The sequence below is a fragment of the Streptomyces cyaneofuscatus genome, from assembly GCF_033109485.1.
GTDB classification, from domain to species: Bacteria; Actinomycetota; Actinomycetes; order Streptomycetales; family Streptomycetaceae; genus Streptomyces; species Streptomyces cyaneofuscatus.
This window is the reverse complement of record NZ_CP137002.1, coordinates 7,909,270-7,922,421: the sequence shown is the minus strand read 5'-3', so window position 1 is coordinate 7,922,421 and position 13,152 is coordinate 7,909,270. Positions and strand designations below refer to the sequence as shown.

Sequence of the window (13,152 nt, the reverse complement as noted above, 5' to 3'; positions counted from 1 at the left end):
AGGGAAGGCTGCGTCAGGACTTCTCGGGGGCGTACCAGAGCGTGGTGGCGTTGCAGAACTCGCGGATGCCGTGCCCGGCGAGTTCGCGCCCGTAACCGGAGCGCTTGATCCCGCCGAAGGGGAGGGCCGGGTGCGAGGCGGTCATCCCGTTGAAGAAGACCCCGCCCGCCTCCAGGTCGCGGGCGCACCGTTCCTGCTCCCCCGGATCCCGCGTCCACACGTTGGAACTGAGCCCGAACGGCGTGTCGTTGGCCAGGTGTACGGCCTCGTCGAGGTCGGCGACCCGGTAGAGGGTGGCGACCGGGCCGAAGGTCTCCTCGCGGTGGATGCGCATGGCGGGAGTGATTCCGGCGAGCACGGTCGGGTTGTAGAACCAGCCGTTCTCCAGGCCGCCACCGAGCTTGTCGGGCCGGCCGCCGCCGCACAGGACGGTGGCGCCACGCTCCACGGCGTCGTCGACCAGCTCCTCCAGATCCGTCCGGCCCTGTTCGCTGGAGAGCGGCCCGATGTCGGTGGACTCCTCCAGCGGGTCGCCGACGGTGAGGGCCCGCATCCCGGCGGTGAAGTGCTCGGCGAACGTGTCGTACACCTCGGCGTGAACGATGAACCGCTTGGCCGCGATACAGGACTGGCCGTTGTTCTGGACCCGCGCCGTGACCGCCGTGGCCGCGGCCTTCTCGACGTCGGCCGAGGGCAGCACGACGTACGGGTCGCTGCCGCCCAGCTCCAGCACGGTCTTCTTGACCTCGTCACCGGCGGTGGAGGCGACGGCGCGGCCAGCCGGTTCGCTGCCGGTGAGGGTGGCCGCCGCGACCCGGGGGTCGCGCAGGACGGCGTCGACGGCGCCCGAGCCGATCAGCAGGGTACGGAAGCAGCCGGCCGGGAATCCGGCGCGGTGGAACAGGTCCTCCAGGTAGAGCGCGGTCTGCGGGACGTTCGACGCGTGCTTGAGGAGGCCGACGTTGCCCGCCATCAAGGCGGGCGCGGCGAACCGCACGACCTGCCAGAGGGGGAAGTTCCACGGCATCACGGCGAGGACGACACCGAGCGGGCGGTAGCGGACCAGGGCGCGCGAGGCACCGGAGTCCGTCACGTCGGCGGGGTCCGGGTGCTCGTCGGCGAGCAGGCGCTCGGCGTTGGCCGCGTACCAGCGCATCGCCTTGGCGCACTTTGCGGCCTCGGCGCGGGCCGCGGTGACCGGCTTGCCCATTTCGAGGGTCATCGTGCGGGCGATGGTGTCGCGGTCCGTCTCCAGCAGGTCGGCGGCCCGGTTCAGCCAGGCGGCGCGCTGCTCGAAGGGGGTGGTGCGGTACTGCTGGAAGGTGGTGTGGGCGGCGGCGATCCTGCGCTCGGTCTCCTCCTCGCCCAGCGCGTCGTAGGACCTGATCAGTTCGCCGTTCGCGGGGTTGACCGTCGCGATGGGCATGGCAGTGGCCTCCTTGCATCGGTACGCATCGGTACTTCGACGGTGCCGCGCCGTGCGGTCGGGCGCAACGCGGCCCCTTCCGCACGTACCCGGCCGACGCGGATCATGCGTGCCGGGTGGGGCACGTTCCGCGTCGGCCGGGGTGTGCGAGCTGTCGGAGATCTATACGAGCGCCGCGAGCGGGGCTCGGCGCGACTCGCCCGCGCCGGGCAGCGGCGGGGACGGCAGCAGTCGCGCTGCCTGCGGCGCCTGGGCGTAGCGGGTGAACCAGACCACTTTGCCGTCCGTAGTCCGGCAGGTGCCCCAGCTGTCGCTGAGGGCCATCACCCGGCTCAGTCCGCCGCCGGACGGCAGCAGCCGTGGCATCCGGGCACTGTTGTCGGCGACGGACACGGTGACGTGCCGGCCGGTCCAGCGGAGTTCGAGGACGCACGTGTTGGCGTCGCCGACATGCCGGTGGACGTTGGTCAGGAGTTCGTCCATGGCCCGGCACACCGGCCGGACCTGGAGTTCGAGACTCCAGTGACGAAGGTGCGCGGCGACGATGCGCCGCACCTGGGAAACGCGCTCTGCCGACACCTGCAGTTCGACCGAATAGTGCCGGTCGAGTGGAACGGTCATCGTCGAGGCTCCTCACCGCGAGGCCCACATGCTTCACCCCGTCGTACCAACGACCCCCGAACACGAAGCGTGAGCACCAATCACTTCTGGGTCACTCAACAGGGTGACTCGGGTGTGCCGTCCCCGCAACAGATGAGCTGTCGGCCCTGGTGAGAGGCGTCCGGCCGGTCGCTAGACCAGGTACGGCAGCAGTCGGTCCGGGGTGAGCGGGAGTTCCCGCAGCCGGGCCCCGGTGGCGTGGCGGACAGCGTTCCCGATGGCGGCGGCGGTGCCGACGATGCCGATCTCGCCGATGCCCTTGGAGCCCATGGGGTTGAGGTGGCGGTCGTCCTCGTCGATCCAGTGCGCCTGGATGTCGAGGGCGTCGGCGTGGACGGGCACGTGGTAGGCGGCGAGGTCCTTGGCCGTGAAGTCGCCGAAGACCGGGTCGATGGCGGAGCCCTCGGTCAGCGCCATGCCGATGCCCATGACCATGCCGCCGGTGAACTGGGAGCGTGCGGTGCGGGCGTTGAGGATCTTCCCGGCGGCGTAGACGCCGAGGAGCCGGCGGACCCGGACCTCGCCGGTGACGGAGTCGACGGCCGTCTCGGCGAAGTGGGCTCCGAAGGCGTGCCGGGCGTACGGGGATTCGGCGGCGGTCTCCTCCTCCGTGTCGCCGGTGGCGGTGAACCCCTCGGCGGGCAGCGGGCCCCGGTGGTCAGCGAGGTGGCCGGCCAGGGCGGTCGCCGCCTTGTGCACGGCCCAGCCCCAGGAGGCGGTACCGGAGGAGCCGCCGGCGAGCGGGGCGGTGGGCAGGTCGGTGGAGCCGATCCGCACGTCGACGCTCGCCACGTCGGTGGCGAGGGCCGAGGCGGCGATCTGGGCGAGGACGGTCCGGGCGCCGGTGCCGATGTCGGTGGCGTTGACCTCGATCCGGAAGGTGCCGTCGGCCGCCGCGTGGGCGCGTGCGGAGGACCGGGAGACGAGGACGGGGTACGTCGCCGAGGCCACGCCCGTACCGAGGAGCCAGCGGCCCTCCTGGCGGGCGGCGGGGCGGGGGTCGCGGCCGTGCCAGCCGAACCGCTGGGCGCCCTCGCGCAGGCAGGCGGCCAGGCCCCGGCTGCTGAAGGGGCGGTCGCTGTCCGGTTCGGTGACCGGGTCGTTGCGCAGCCGCAGTTCGACCGGGTCCATGCCGAGCGCCGAGGCCAGCTCGTCCATGGCCGACTCCAGCGCGTACATCCCCGAGGCCTCGCCCGGCGCGCGCATCCAGGAGGGGCTGGGGACGTCGAGGGCGGTCACCCGGTGGGTGGTGGTGCTGGCCGGGGATCCGTACATCGTGCGGGCGGGTACGGCGGCCTGCTCGACGAACTCCTTGATGGTGGAGGTCTGGGTGACGATCTCCTGGGAGAGGGCCTGGAGGGCGCCGTCGAGGTCGGCGCCGAGGCGCACCCGCTGGATGGTGGGGGCCCGGTGGCCGACGACCTCCGCGAGCTGGGCGCGGGGGAAGACCATCTTCACCGGGTGGCCGGTGTGCCGGGCGGCCATGGCGGCCATGATCGCCTGGGGGCGGGTGGTGCCCTTCGAGCCGAAGCCGCCGCCGACGTGCTCGGAGACGACGGTGATGTGTGCCGGGTCCAGGTCGAAGACCCGGGCGAGGCTCTTGCGTACGGCGTTGGAGCCCTGGCTGGAGTCGTGGACGGTGAGATGCCCGTCCTCCCACCACGCGGTGGCGGCGTGCGGCTCCATGGGGTGGTTGTGGAGCGAGACGAGGCGGTAGGTGGCGTCGACCTGGACGGGGGCGGCGGCGAAGGACCGCTCGAAGTCGCCGCGTCTGCGGACGGCGGGGAAGCCGCCGTTGGCCTCCTCGGGGGTGTAGAGGCCCGGGTGGTCCTCGGTGAGGGTCACGTCGTGCTCGTCGCTCTCGTACTCGACGAGCAGCCGCCCCGCGCCCGTCCGGGCGGCCTCCGGGGAGTCGGCGACGACGAGGGCGATCGGCCAGCCGTGGTGCGGGACCCGGTCGCTCTGGAGGACGGCGAGGATGGGGTCCTCGGGTTCGGCGAGGGCCGGCGCGTTGTCGTGGGTGAGGACGGTGTGGACGCCGGGGACGGCGAGCGCGTCGACCGCCCGTACGGCGGTGACCCGGCCGGCGGCGATGGTGGCCGGGACCGGCCAGGCGTACAGGGTGCCGGGCGGGGTGTGCTCGGCCGCGTACCGGGCGGCGCCGGTGACCTTGTCCCGGGCCTCCCTGCGGACGACGGGCGCACCGGTGAGCTGCGGGGCGTGGGACATGGCGGCGGGGCCTCCGGTCGGTGGGGTGTCAGATGGTCGGGCCGGCCTCGGGACCGTGCGGCTCGCTGAGTTCGCCGAGGACGTCCTGGGCGACGCGGCGGACGAGGTCCACCTTGAAGGCGTTGTCGCGCAGGGGCCGCGCCTCGGCCAGTTCGGCGATCAGGGCGTGCTGGAAGGCGGCGGGGGTGGCGGGGGCGCCGAGCAGTTCGGCCTCGGCCCGGCGGGCGCGCCAGGGCCGGTGGGCGACGCCGCCGAACGCGAGCGTGGCCCGCTCCACCCGGCCGGCCTCCACCTGGAGGGTGGCGGCGACCGAGACCAGGGCGAACGCGTACGAGGCCCGGTCGCGGGCCTTGCGATAGCGGGAGACCGTGCCGGGGGCGGGCGGCGGGAGCACCACCTCGGTGATCAGCTCGCCGGGCCTGATCACGGTGTCCTGGTCGGGGTTCTCCCCCGGCAGCCGGTGGAACTCGGTGACGGGGACGGCCCGTTCGCCCTCGGGCCCCAGCAGCAGCACGGTCGCGTCGAGGGCGGCGAGGGCCACGGCCATGTCGGAGGGGTTGGTGGCCACGCATTCGGCCGAGTGCCCGAGGATCGCGAGGTCGCGGTGGGAGCCTTCGCGGGCGGGGCAGCCGGAGCCGGGGAGCCGTTTGTTGCAGGGCTTGGAGACGTCCTGGAAGTAGGAGCAGCGGGTGCGCTGGAGGAGGTTGCCGCCGGTGGTGGCGGTGTTGCGGAGCTGCCCCGAGGCCCCGGCGAGCAGGGCTTGGGTGAGCACCGGGTAGTCGCGGCGTACGTCGGGGTGGGCGGCGAGGTCGCTGTTGCGGACGGTGGCGCCGATCCGCAGGCCGCCGTCGGGGGCCGGGGCCACCCGGTCCAGCGGGAGCCTGGTGACGTCGATGAGGAGGCCGGGTTCCTCGACGCCGAGTTTCATCAGGTCGACGAGGTTGGTGCCGCCGCCCAGGAACCGGGCTCCGGCTCCCTCCGCGCAGAGCCGTACGGCCTCGGCGGTGGTGGTGGGTCGCTGGTAGCCGAACGGTTTCACGGGGTCACGTCCTCGATGGCTTCGACGATCCGGGGGTAGGCCCCGCACCGGCACAGGTTGCCGCTCATCCGCTCGCGGATCTCCTCCGCGTCGAGAGGGGCGCGGTCGGCGGTCAGGGCGTCCGGCGGGGTCGCGTGCGACGGGTGGCCGTCGGCGGCCTCCTGGAGCATGCCGACGGCCGAACAGATCTGCCCGGGCGTGCAGTAGCCGCACTGCAGGGCGTCGCGCTCGACGAACGCCTGTTGCAGGGGGTGGAGGGTGTCGCCGTCGGCGAGGCCCTCCACCGTGGTGATCGCCGCACCGTCCTGGGCGACGGCGAGCAGCAGGCAGCTGTTGGCGCGGCGGCCGTCAACCAGGACCGTGCAGGCTCCGCACTGGCCGTGGTCGCAGCCCTTTTTGGCGCCGGTCAGGCCGAGCTGCTCCCGCAACAGGTCCAGGACCGTGGTGCGGTGGTCGAGGGTCACCTCGGTCTCCTCCCCGTTGATGTGGAGGGTCACGGTGGACCGTTCGACGGTGACCGGTTCCGGTGCGGTGACCGTCTCCAGGGCGAGGGAATCCATGCTCGAACACCTTTCACTTCGGGCTGCTGTCGGGGCGACGAGGGCGCGTCAGCGGTTCTCCAGGCGCAGCCGTACCTCCTGCTCCTGGTCCCCCGCCGCCGTCCCGACGACGCGTACCGCGAACGCGCCGGTGAGGTGCTCGCGGAGCCGGTCGACGGCCCAGTAGCCGCCCTGGGCGTCCACCGTGACCGGGGCGGTCAGCTTCACGGGGTGGGCGGCGGCCTTCGGCTCGGAGACGTCGACGGTGGTGACCCAGACGGTCGGGCGGGGGCCGCTCGTCGCCTCGGGTTCGTCGCCCGCGACGCGGTCGGAGTCGAAGGTGCTGCCGAGCACGCCGAACACGCTCCGCGCGTCCGCGAGGTCGCACCGGCTCAGGGAGACCAGCACTTCCTCGCCGTGGCCGGCCGTGGGCGCGTCGCCGCTTCGTTCGGGGGTGTTGTTCACGAAGGTTCCTTCCGTCGGACGCCGGCCCTGGGGTCCACTCCAGCCTCACCCCGCACCGGGCCGACGGCGACACGGGAGGGCCGAAGAGGGCTACAGCTCCCGCAGAGCGGGCAGGAGGGACTTCTCCGCCCACGAGATGAAGGACTGCTGGTGTTCCCCGCCCACCTGGACCAGTGCGATCTCGGTGAATCCCGCGTCGCTGTAGGCGCGCACCGCGTCGACGAACGTGTCGACGTCCTGTCCGCACGGGATGGCGGAGGCGATGTCCTCCTTGCGGACGAGTTCGGTCGCCTGGGCGAAACTCTCCGGTCCGGGGAGTTCGGAGTTGACCTTCCAGCCGCCGACCGACCAGCGGAACTGTTCGTGGGCGCGGGCGACGGCGGCGTCGCGGTCGGGGTCGTAGCAGACGGGCAGCTGGCCCACCCGGGGCTTCCCGGTGCCTCCGTGCCGGTCGAAATCGTCCAGCAGGCCGCTCTTCGCCTCGGTCGCGATCACCAGGTCGGCGCTGCGGCCCGCGAGGGCGCAGGAGGCCGGGCCGGAGACCGCGACGCCGATCGGCACCCGGGTCCCGGGCAGATCCCAGAGCCGGGCGTTCTCGACGTCGAAGTGGGTGCCGTGGTGGTTGACGTTCCCGCCGTCGAAGAGGGCGCCGATGATCTCCACGGCCTCTTCGAGCATCTCCAGCCGCACATGGGCGGCGGGCCATCCCCCGCCGACGACGTGTTCGTTGAGGTTCTCGCCGGAGCCGAGGCCCAGCCGGAAGCGGCCCTCGGCGAGGATCTGGAGCGTCGCGGCCTTCTGAGCGACGACGGCCGGGTGGTAGCGGGTGGTCGGACAGGTCACGTACGTCATCAGGCCGATGCGCTCGGTGGCCTGCGCGGCCGCGCCGAGGACCGCCCAGGCGTACGGGGCGTGGCCCTGCTCCCGGAGCCAGGGGAAGTAGTGGTCGGAGGTGACGGAGAAGTCGAATCCCGCGTTTTCCGCAGCCACCACGTCCCGTACGAGCTCTCGGGGTCCGGTCTGTTCGGTCATCATCGTGTAGCCGATTCGCACCATGCGAAACGCTTTTCCCCTGAGATACTCATAAAACATGAATTGATGTGAACAGCCGACTGACACCCTCCTCCCGGGGTATGCGGCAACCATGGACGTATCGAACGGAGCCTCGCAGGCACTGGCCGCCCCACTCGCCGACGGGACGGGCGCGCTGGCGGCCGTCCTCTTCCCCATCGCCGCGCTCGCCGTGGTGGGTCTGCTGATCGGCGGTTTCCTGCTCGGCAAGCGGAAGAAGGACGCCGAGCTGCCGCCGCCGCTCCCCCATGAGCAGCCCCCGAAGCCGGAGGGGCGTACGCACATCGACGCGCACGACCCGCACGCCTCCGACCGCTTCCCCACCGACGGCAGGGCCCTCAACCCGCACCAGCTGGACGACCACGGCAACGCGCCGCTCCCGCCCCACCAGGACGATCCGCGCACCGATACGGATCCTCCGCGCAGCTGATCCGTTCCCCTACGGGGGACGGATCCGCCGGCCCCCTCGTCACCGGAGGTAGTGATGAGCCGGTCGGCCCTCGACCGACAGACCCGCCTCACCGTTCTGGTCGCGCTCGCGGCCAACCTGGTGATCGCGGCGGCCAAGACCGTGGGCGGGCTCATTTCGGGCTCGCCCGCGCTGCTGTCCGAGGCGGCCCACTCGGTCGCCGACAGCCTCAACGAGATCTTCCTGCTCGCCGCCCTCCGGCGCAGCCGCCGCCCCGCCGATGCCCGTCACCCGTTCGGCTACGGCAAGGAACGCTACTTCTGGGCGCTCCTCGCGGCGGTCGGCATCTTCGTGATGGGCGGCTGTTTCTCGTTCTACCAGGGTCTCCACGCACTGCGGCGCGACGACGACGAGTCCCCCACCGGCTACACCGCCGGGCTGATCGTGCTCGGCGTCGCCTTCGTCGCCGAGAGCACCTCCCTGACCCGCGCCCTGCACCAGGCGCGCGGCAAGAAGGGCGCGGCCATCGACCCGGCGCTGCGGACCGTCATCGCGGAGGACAGCACGGCGGCGCTCGGCGTCAGCCTGGCCATCGCCGGCATGTCGCTGCACCTGGCCACCGGAAGCGTGGTCTGGGAGGCGGCGGCCTCCCTGGGCATCGGGCTGCTCCTCGTCTACGTCGCCTTCCGGCTCGGCCGGAACGCCCGGGACCAGCTGATCGGCGAGTCCGTCGATCCGGAGCTGCAACGGGAACTCGTGGGCTTCCTGATGCGCCAGAGGGAGATCGACAACGTGGCCGAACTCCTCACCATGCGCCTGGGCATGCACTCCGTCCTGGTGGCGGCCCGCATCGACCTGGCCCCCGGCATCGACAGCGAGCGGGTGGAGGAGGTCTCGATGCGCATCCGGCACGCGATGGGCGAGCGGTGGCCGCAGGCCGACCAGGTCTTCCTGGACATCACCAACGCCCCGCCGCGCATCGGGCTCTGAGCGCGTCCCGCGTTGCGCCGCCGCACGGGCCGTCCGAGGGTGGGTGCTGGACCGCAAGCGGCCGCTCCCGCGCCGCACACCCGTGAGAAGGCAGTGGACCATGACCGGAAGCGATCCCCGTACAGCCCCCTCGGCAGCGCCCCTGACGGGGTCCGCCGCGCCGTGCTGGGTCACCCTGATGACGCGGGACCTTCCATCCGCCCAGCGGTTCTACTCCGAGGTGCTGGGCTGGTCGTTCCGCCCGGGGCATCTCGGCGCGGAGTTCTCCGTGGCCCGGCGCGGCGACATCCCGGTGGCGGGCATCTTCGCCGTGTCGACCGCGTACCAGGTCGCGGTGGCGTGGACGCCGTACTTCGCGGTGGAGGACGCCGATGTGGCCGCCGGCCGGGTCCGGGAGCGCAGCGGCACGGTGGCGGTGGGGCCGCTGACGCTCGGCAAGGGGCGCGGTGTCCTGGCCTCGGACCGGGACGGTGCCGCGTTCGGCCTCTGGGAACGCATCGAGCCCTCCGCCTCCCCGCCGGCCCCCGACGGCCACGCGCACGCCTGGCTGCGCCTGCGGACCCGCAACGCGTTCGACGCGGCCATCTTCTACGGCGAGGTACTCGACTGGGCGAGCGGCCGTCCCGGATGCTGCGACGTCGCCTACGAGGGTGACGAGGTCATCGTGCGGTGCGAGGGGCGGCCGCTGGCCCGGATCAGCTCCGGGGCGGTGGAGGCCGCCGTCGATCCGGTGGTGCGCCCGCACTGGCAGGTGCAGTTCCCGGTGGACGACGTCCCCGTGACGGTCGCGGCGGCCGAACGGCAGGGCGGCTCCCTGGTCGAGGAGCGGTCCGCCCTCGGCGGCAGGGAGGCCACCCTGCGGGACCCCGACGGCGCGCTGTTCACGGTCACCGACCTGCGCGGCCCGGTGGGCCCGGAGAGCTGAAGCGCTCAGCCCTGCTTCCCGGCGGACGAGCCCTTGGTCAACGGGTCGTCCTCGCGCAGCCCGGAGCGGCCGCGGGCCAGCGCCCAGAGCGGGAAGATGAACCAGCAGGCGAGGAACCACAGCGCTATCCCGCCGACCAGCCAGAGAGCGAAGGTGTTGTGGAGGGCGACCCGCATGATCAGCAGCAGGGTCGAGCACATCGTCAGGAACAGCAGCACCAGCCCGAGCACGGTCATGCGAGAGGCCCAGATGACCGTCTCCGGCTTCATCCGGCGGCCGGTGAGCAGCCGGTGGTAGGTGACAGGGCCGATGAGCGCGGCAACGGTCGCCGAGCCCAGCACCACCGTGATGACGTAGATGTCGCGGTCCAGTTCCGAAAGGTCGCCGAACCTCGGCTGGAACACCACGGCGAGGAGAAAGCCGAAGAGGATCTGCACCCCGGTCTGGGCCACGCGCAGTTCCTGGAGCAGTTCGGACCACTGCCGGTCCGCTCTCTCGTCCTCGGTCTCCTCGCGGCCTCTGCCATTGGCCTCCGACACGGGACCCCCTCTGTTCGATATGACCGGGCGCTGACACGCCCGTTCGATCCGGGACTACAGATGCCCCGGTCGTACAGAACCAATCCACCGGGCTCGACGCCCGCTTCCCACTCGACCGGGTCGCGCCATGTCGTTAAGATCTCTGCCACGGCATCGCGCGTCGGTCACCGTCCGGGTGAGACGTGGAGGTAGCCCGTGAGATGCCCGTTGGAGGCATTCCACCGTGTCGGTCGAGTTGAACCACACCATCATTCATTCCCGCGACAACCGCGAGTCCGCCGAATTCTTCGCGGATCTGCTGGGCCTGGAAGTCGGAGAGGAATGGGGCCCGTTCATCCCCGTCGTCCTCGCGAACGGCGTCACCCTGGATTTCGCGACGATCCCCGAGGCGTCCATCACCCCGCAGCATTACGCCTTCCTCATCTCGGAGGCGGAGTTCGACGCGGCGTTCGGCCGGATCCAGGAGCTGGGGATCGCGTACCACGCCGATCCGCATCAGAAGCTCCCGGGCGAGATCAACCACAACGACGGCGGCCGGGGTGTCTACTTCCCCGACCCGAGCGGTCACGGCCTGGAGATCATCACCCGCCCGTACGGCGGCTGAGCGCAGGCCTTCAGGGCCCCACGGGGAGCAGGAGTTCGGGGCGGTCCCACATCACCGCGGGCGGGTTCGCCCGGACGGTGCCGACGGGTTCGGCGCCCACGGTGCGGTAGAAGTCCTCGGCGGGCGGGTGCGCCACGATCCGTACAGCGGTCAGGCCCGCCCGCCGTGCCTCCTCGCACAGATGGCCGATGAGCAGCCGCCCGATGCCGAGCCCCTGCGCCTCGTCGGCGACGAACATCAGGTCGAGCTCGGACGGCTGGAGGAGCAGCGCGTAGAAGCCGAGGACCCGGTCGTCGGCGCGGTCGGCGGCGACGAAGACCCGGTGCGCCTCGATGTAGTCCGGTCCCACGCGGTATCCGGCGACCATCGGGGCGTACGGGCCCTCGTAGGCGCGTGACGTCCGGACCAGCCGGGTGAGCCTGCGGGCGTCACGCGCCGTGGCCCGGCGGATCACGGGGTCCGGGCGGTGCGGGCCGCGCCCGGAGTGCGTAACGCCTGATCTCATGCGTCGAGTATTACGCACGCGCTCCTTCGGCGATCCACGGCAATCCGGCGGGGCTTGCCCGCATGAACGGCTGTTCGGGGGTACACGGTCAGCACGTCGCCCGGTGGTCGTTCCGCCGGGCCGGGACCGAGAGGGGTTGACGACTGTGCGACAAGAGAGTCGCGTGCCGGCCGGCGAACGGTGGGGGCGACAGCCGTGACAACAGCGATCATCATCATCGTCGCGGTCCTCGTCGTGGCCGCCGCCGTCTACTTCTTCGTCATCCGTCGCGGTCCGGTCGGCGGCCGGAGTCTGCAGAGCCGGTTCGGCCCCGAGTACGACCGGGTGGTCGCCCGGCACGGCGGAGACACCAAGGCCGCGGAGCAGGAGCTCGGCGAGCGGGTGAAGCTCCACGGAGACCTGGAGAAGCGGCCGCTGACCGAGGCGGCCCGCGCGGACTACACCGCCCGCTGGGCCCGCACCCAGGAGCAGTTCGTGGACTCGCCGCAGCAGGCGCTGCACGAGGCCGACTCGCTGCTGGCAGATCTCTCCCGCGACCGGGGCTTCCCCTCCGGAGAGAGTTTCGAGGAACGGGCCGACGCCCTCTCGGTCCACCACCCCCGCCACGTCGACGGCTATCGCAGGGTGCACACCGCGCGGAACGACGGCACCGGCACCGAGGAGATGCGCGAGGCGTTCGTCGACGCCCGGAACCTCTTCGACGCCCTCCTCGCGGACGGCCCGGCCCCGCGCCGAAACGACAACCGACAGCTCACCAAGGGACAGGGCACCTCATGACGCAGACTCCGAACGACAACGACCGCACCGGCAGCACCGCGAACCGGGCCACCCCCTCGACCGGGGCCGAGCGCGTCCCGCCGGTCACGCCTCCCGGCGACCCGCTCGGCACCCCCGTACCGGCATCGGCGGCGAAGCCGGCCACCTCCCCGGAAACGACCCCCGGCAACCGCCCCGACGGCGCTCCCGTCCCGGCGTCCGGAACGCCCCACGCCGCCAAGACGCATGCCGACCCCGCCCGTACGGAAGCGGCCCGGGAGACCGGTCGCACGACGGACACCGCCTCCGGCTCCCGCACCGGTGCCACCGCCTCCAGCTCCCGCACCGGCACCGGCACCGGCACCGGCACCGGAGCAACGACGGACACCGGTAGGGACGCGGCGACGGGCAAGGACCGTCCGCTGTTCAGCGCCGACGAGCGGGAGAAGTTCGACGCGCGCATCCACCAGGCGGTGGCCGGCTTCGTGGAGAACCCGCGTCAGGCGGTACAGGAGGCCGATGCGGCCTTCGACGAGGTCGTCGCCGGGCTCACGAAGGCCCTCGCCGACCGGTCACGCCTCCTGCGTGCCGACCGCGACGGTGAGCGGTCGGACGCGGAGACGGAGGATCTGCGCATCGCCCTCCAGCAGTACCGCGATCTGACGGAACGCCTCGTCCGCCTCTGAGAGGCGACCGCGCGAAGGCCGAATGGGCGGGTTGCACCGGGTACGTACCCGGCGTGACCCGCCCATTCGGCGTGCGGCGGGGCACTCAGCGTTCGTGGCTCTCCCCCTGATGGACGGAGGGCTGATGGATGGAAGGCCCGGGAGTGGGGTCCGAGTCCGGGTCCGGCCCCGCGACCCTGCCGACACCGAAGGCGATGGCGAAGACGGCGGCGACCGCGGCGACGAAGGCCGCGATCCTCAGTCCGGTGTTCATGGCTGTCCCCCAGCGGACGATGACGTTCTCCGATCCCGCCAACATACCCCCTGGGG

16 protein-coding genes are annotated in these 13,152 nt (G+C 72.2%); 6 read left to right on the top strand and 10 right to left on the bottom strand.

Features of this window, described 5'->3' with window-relative positions; translation table 11 throughout:
* Nucleotides 1–13 precede the first annotated feature (13 nt).
* The 7 genes from R2B67_RS34985 to R2B67_RS34955 form a co-directional block, all read right to left on the bottom strand.
* The gene (locus R2B67_RS34985) at nucleotides 14–1,426 is read right to left on the bottom strand and encodes an NADP-dependent succinic semialdehyde dehydrogenase (RefSeq protein ID WP_317824613.1); all 1,413 of its coding nucleotides are present in this window, start codon (nucleotides 1,424–1,426) and stop codon (nucleotides 14–16) included.
* 162 nt (nucleotides 1,427–1,588) lie between these two features.
* Nucleotides 1,589–2,047 (bottom strand): ATP-binding protein, encoded by a 459-nt coding sequence (locus R2B67_RS34980; RefSeq protein ID WP_030566170.1) that lies wholly within the window; start codon nucleotides 2,045–2,047, stop codon nucleotides 1,589–1,591.
* Between the two features lie 171 nt (nucleotides 2,048–2,218).
* Nucleotides 2,219–4,315 carry a xanthine dehydrogenase family protein molybdopterin-binding subunit gene (locus R2B67_RS34975; RefSeq protein ID WP_317824612.1) on the bottom strand — a complete coding sequence of 699 codons (2,097 nt, stop codon included), beginning with the start codon at nucleotides 4,313–4,315 and terminating at the stop codon, nucleotides 2,219–2,221.
* Nucleotides 4,316–4,343: 28 nt separating this feature from the next.
* Entirely contained in the window at nucleotides 4,344–5,354 is a 1,011-nt protein-coding gene (locus R2B67_RS34970) for an FAD binding domain-containing protein (RefSeq protein ID WP_317824611.1), read from the bottom strand.
* Nucleotides 5,351–5,914, bottom strand: coding sequence for a (2Fe-2S)-binding protein (locus R2B67_RS34965; protein ID WP_317824610.1), 564 nt, complete (start codon nucleotides 5,912–5,914; stop codon nucleotides 5,351–5,353). The genes R2B67_RS34970 and R2B67_RS34965 overlap by 4 nt, the downstream gene beginning before the upstream one ends.
* A gap of 48 nt (nucleotides 5,915–5,962) precedes the next feature.
* Nucleotides 5,963–6,358, bottom strand: a complete 396-nt coding sequence (locus R2B67_RS34960) for a hypothetical protein (protein WP_317824609.1) — start codon at nucleotides 6,356–6,358, stop codon at nucleotides 5,963–5,965.
* Nucleotides 6,359–6,448: 90 nt separating this feature from the next.
* A complete protein-coding gene (locus R2B67_RS34955; protein ID WP_317824608.1) occupies nucleotides 6,449–7,414 on the bottom strand; it encodes an LLM class F420-dependent oxidoreductase in 966 nt (321 codons plus the stop codon).
* An 88-nt stretch (nucleotides 7,415–7,502) separates the two neighbouring features.
* Here R2B67_RS34955 and R2B67_RS34950 point away from each other — a divergent pair, with 88 nt between their 5' ends.
* The 3 genes from R2B67_RS34950 to R2B67_RS34940 all read left to right on the top strand — a co-directional run bounded on the left by R2B67_RS34950 (nucleotide 7,503) and on the right by R2B67_RS34940 (nucleotide 9,753).
* The gene (locus tag R2B67_RS34950) at nucleotides 7,503–7,859 is read left to right on the top strand and encodes a DUF6479 family protein (protein ID WP_018515056.1); all 357 of its coding nucleotides are present in this window, start codon (nucleotides 7,503–7,505) and stop codon (nucleotides 7,857–7,859) included.
* 54 nt (nucleotides 7,860–7,913) lie between these two features.
* Nucleotides 7,914–8,828: a cation diffusion facilitator family transporter gene (locus R2B67_RS34945; protein WP_317824607.1), complete on the top strand. Its 915-nt coding sequence runs from the start codon at nucleotides 7,914–7,916 to the stop codon at nucleotides 8,826–8,828.
* A 100-nt stretch (nucleotides 8,829–8,928) separates the two neighbouring features.
* Entirely contained in the window at nucleotides 8,929–9,753 is an 825-nt protein-coding gene (locus R2B67_RS34940; RefSeq protein ID WP_317824606.1) for a VOC family protein, read from the top strand.
* A gap of 5 nt (nucleotides 9,754–9,758) precedes the next feature.
* Here the strand turns inward: R2B67_RS34940 and R2B67_RS34935 are convergent, their stop codons facing one another.
* Nucleotides 9,759–10,292 carry a DUF6328 family protein gene (locus R2B67_RS34935; RefSeq protein WP_317824605.1) on the bottom strand — a complete coding sequence of 178 codons (534 nt, stop codon included), beginning with the start codon at nucleotides 10,290–10,292 and terminating at the stop codon, nucleotides 9,759–9,761.
* A 223-nt stretch (nucleotides 10,293–10,515) separates the two neighbouring features.
* On the opposite strand from R2B67_RS34935, the gene R2B67_RS34930 reads away from it, so the two are divergent.
* A complete protein-coding gene (locus R2B67_RS34930; protein ID WP_109981381.1) occupies nucleotides 10,516–10,896 on the top strand; it encodes a VOC family protein in 381 nt (126 codons plus the stop codon).
* Between the two features lie 10 nt (nucleotides 10,897–10,906).
* Here the strand turns inward: R2B67_RS34930 and R2B67_RS34925 are convergent, their stop codons facing one another.
* A complete protein-coding gene (locus tag R2B67_RS34925; RefSeq protein ID WP_317824604.1) occupies nucleotides 10,907–11,401 on the bottom strand; it encodes a GNAT family N-acetyltransferase in 495 nt (164 codons plus the stop codon).
* A gap of 195 nt (nucleotides 11,402–11,596) precedes the next feature.
* Between R2B67_RS34925 and R2B67_RS34920 the strand changes: the two genes are divergently transcribed.
* Entirely contained in the window at nucleotides 11,597–12,178 is a 582-nt protein-coding gene (locus R2B67_RS34920) for a hypothetical protein (RefSeq protein WP_317824603.1), read from the top strand.
* Nucleotides 12,175–12,843: a hypothetical protein gene (locus tag R2B67_RS34915; protein WP_317824602.1), complete on the top strand. Its 669-nt coding sequence runs from the start codon at nucleotides 12,175–12,177 to the stop codon at nucleotides 12,841–12,843. Before R2B67_RS34920 ends, R2B67_RS34915 begins: the two co-directional genes overlap by 4 nt.
* An 85-nt stretch (nucleotides 12,844–12,928) precedes the next feature.
* Here the strand turns inward: R2B67_RS34915 and R2B67_RS34910 are convergent, their stop codons facing one another.
* Nucleotides 12,929–13,141, bottom strand: coding sequence for a hypothetical protein (locus R2B67_RS34910; RefSeq protein ID WP_317824601.1), 213 nt, complete (start codon nucleotides 13,139–13,141; stop codon nucleotides 12,929–12,931).
* Nucleotides 13,142–13,152: the final 11 nt, after the last annotated feature.

Excerpts from the sequence above, each read along its gene's own strand:
- R2B67_RS34980 (WP_030566170.1), bottom strand. The coding sequence starts at position 2,047 with ATGACCGTTCCACTCGACCGGCACTATTCGGTCGAACTGCAGGTGTCG.
- R2B67_RS34940 (WP_317824606.1), top strand. The coding sequence starts at position 8,929 with ATGACCGGAAGCGATCCCCGTACAGCCCCCTCGGCAGCGCCCCTGACG.
- R2B67_RS34910 (WP_317824601.1), bottom strand. The coding sequence starts at position 13,141 with ATGTTGGCGGGATCGGAGAACGTCATCGTCCGCTGGGGGACAGCCATG.
- R2B67_RS34915 (WP_317824602.1), top strand. The coding sequence starts at position 12,175 with ATGACGCAGACTCCGAACGACAACGACCGCACCGGCAGCACCGCGAAC.
- R2B67_RS34950 (WP_018515056.1), top strand. The coding sequence starts at position 7,503 with ATGGACGTATCGAACGGAGCCTCGCAGGCACTGGCCGCCCCACTCGCC.
- R2B67_RS34975 (WP_317824612.1), bottom strand. The coding sequence starts at position 4,315 with ATGTCCCACGCCCCGCAGCTCACCGGTGCGCCCGTCGTCCGCAGGGAG.
- R2B67_RS34955 (WP_317824608.1), bottom strand. The coding sequence starts at position 7,414 with ATGGTGCGAATCGGCTACACGATGATGACCGAACAGACCGGACCCCGA.
- R2B67_RS34945 (WP_317824607.1), top strand. The coding sequence starts at position 7,914 with ATGAGCCGGTCGGCCCTCGACCGACAGACCCGCCTCACCGTTCTGGTC.
- R2B67_RS34985 (WP_317824613.1), bottom strand. The coding sequence starts at position 1,426 with ATGCCCATCGCGACGGTCAACCCCGCGAACGGCGAACTGATCAGGTCC.
- R2B67_RS34965 (WP_317824610.1), bottom strand. The coding sequence starts at position 5,914 with ATGGATTCCCTCGCCCTGGAGACGGTCACCGCACCGGAACCGGTCACC.
- R2B67_RS34925 (WP_317824604.1), bottom strand. The coding sequence starts at position 11,401 with ATGAGATCAGGCGTTACGCACTCCGGGCGCGGCCCGCACCGCCCGGAC.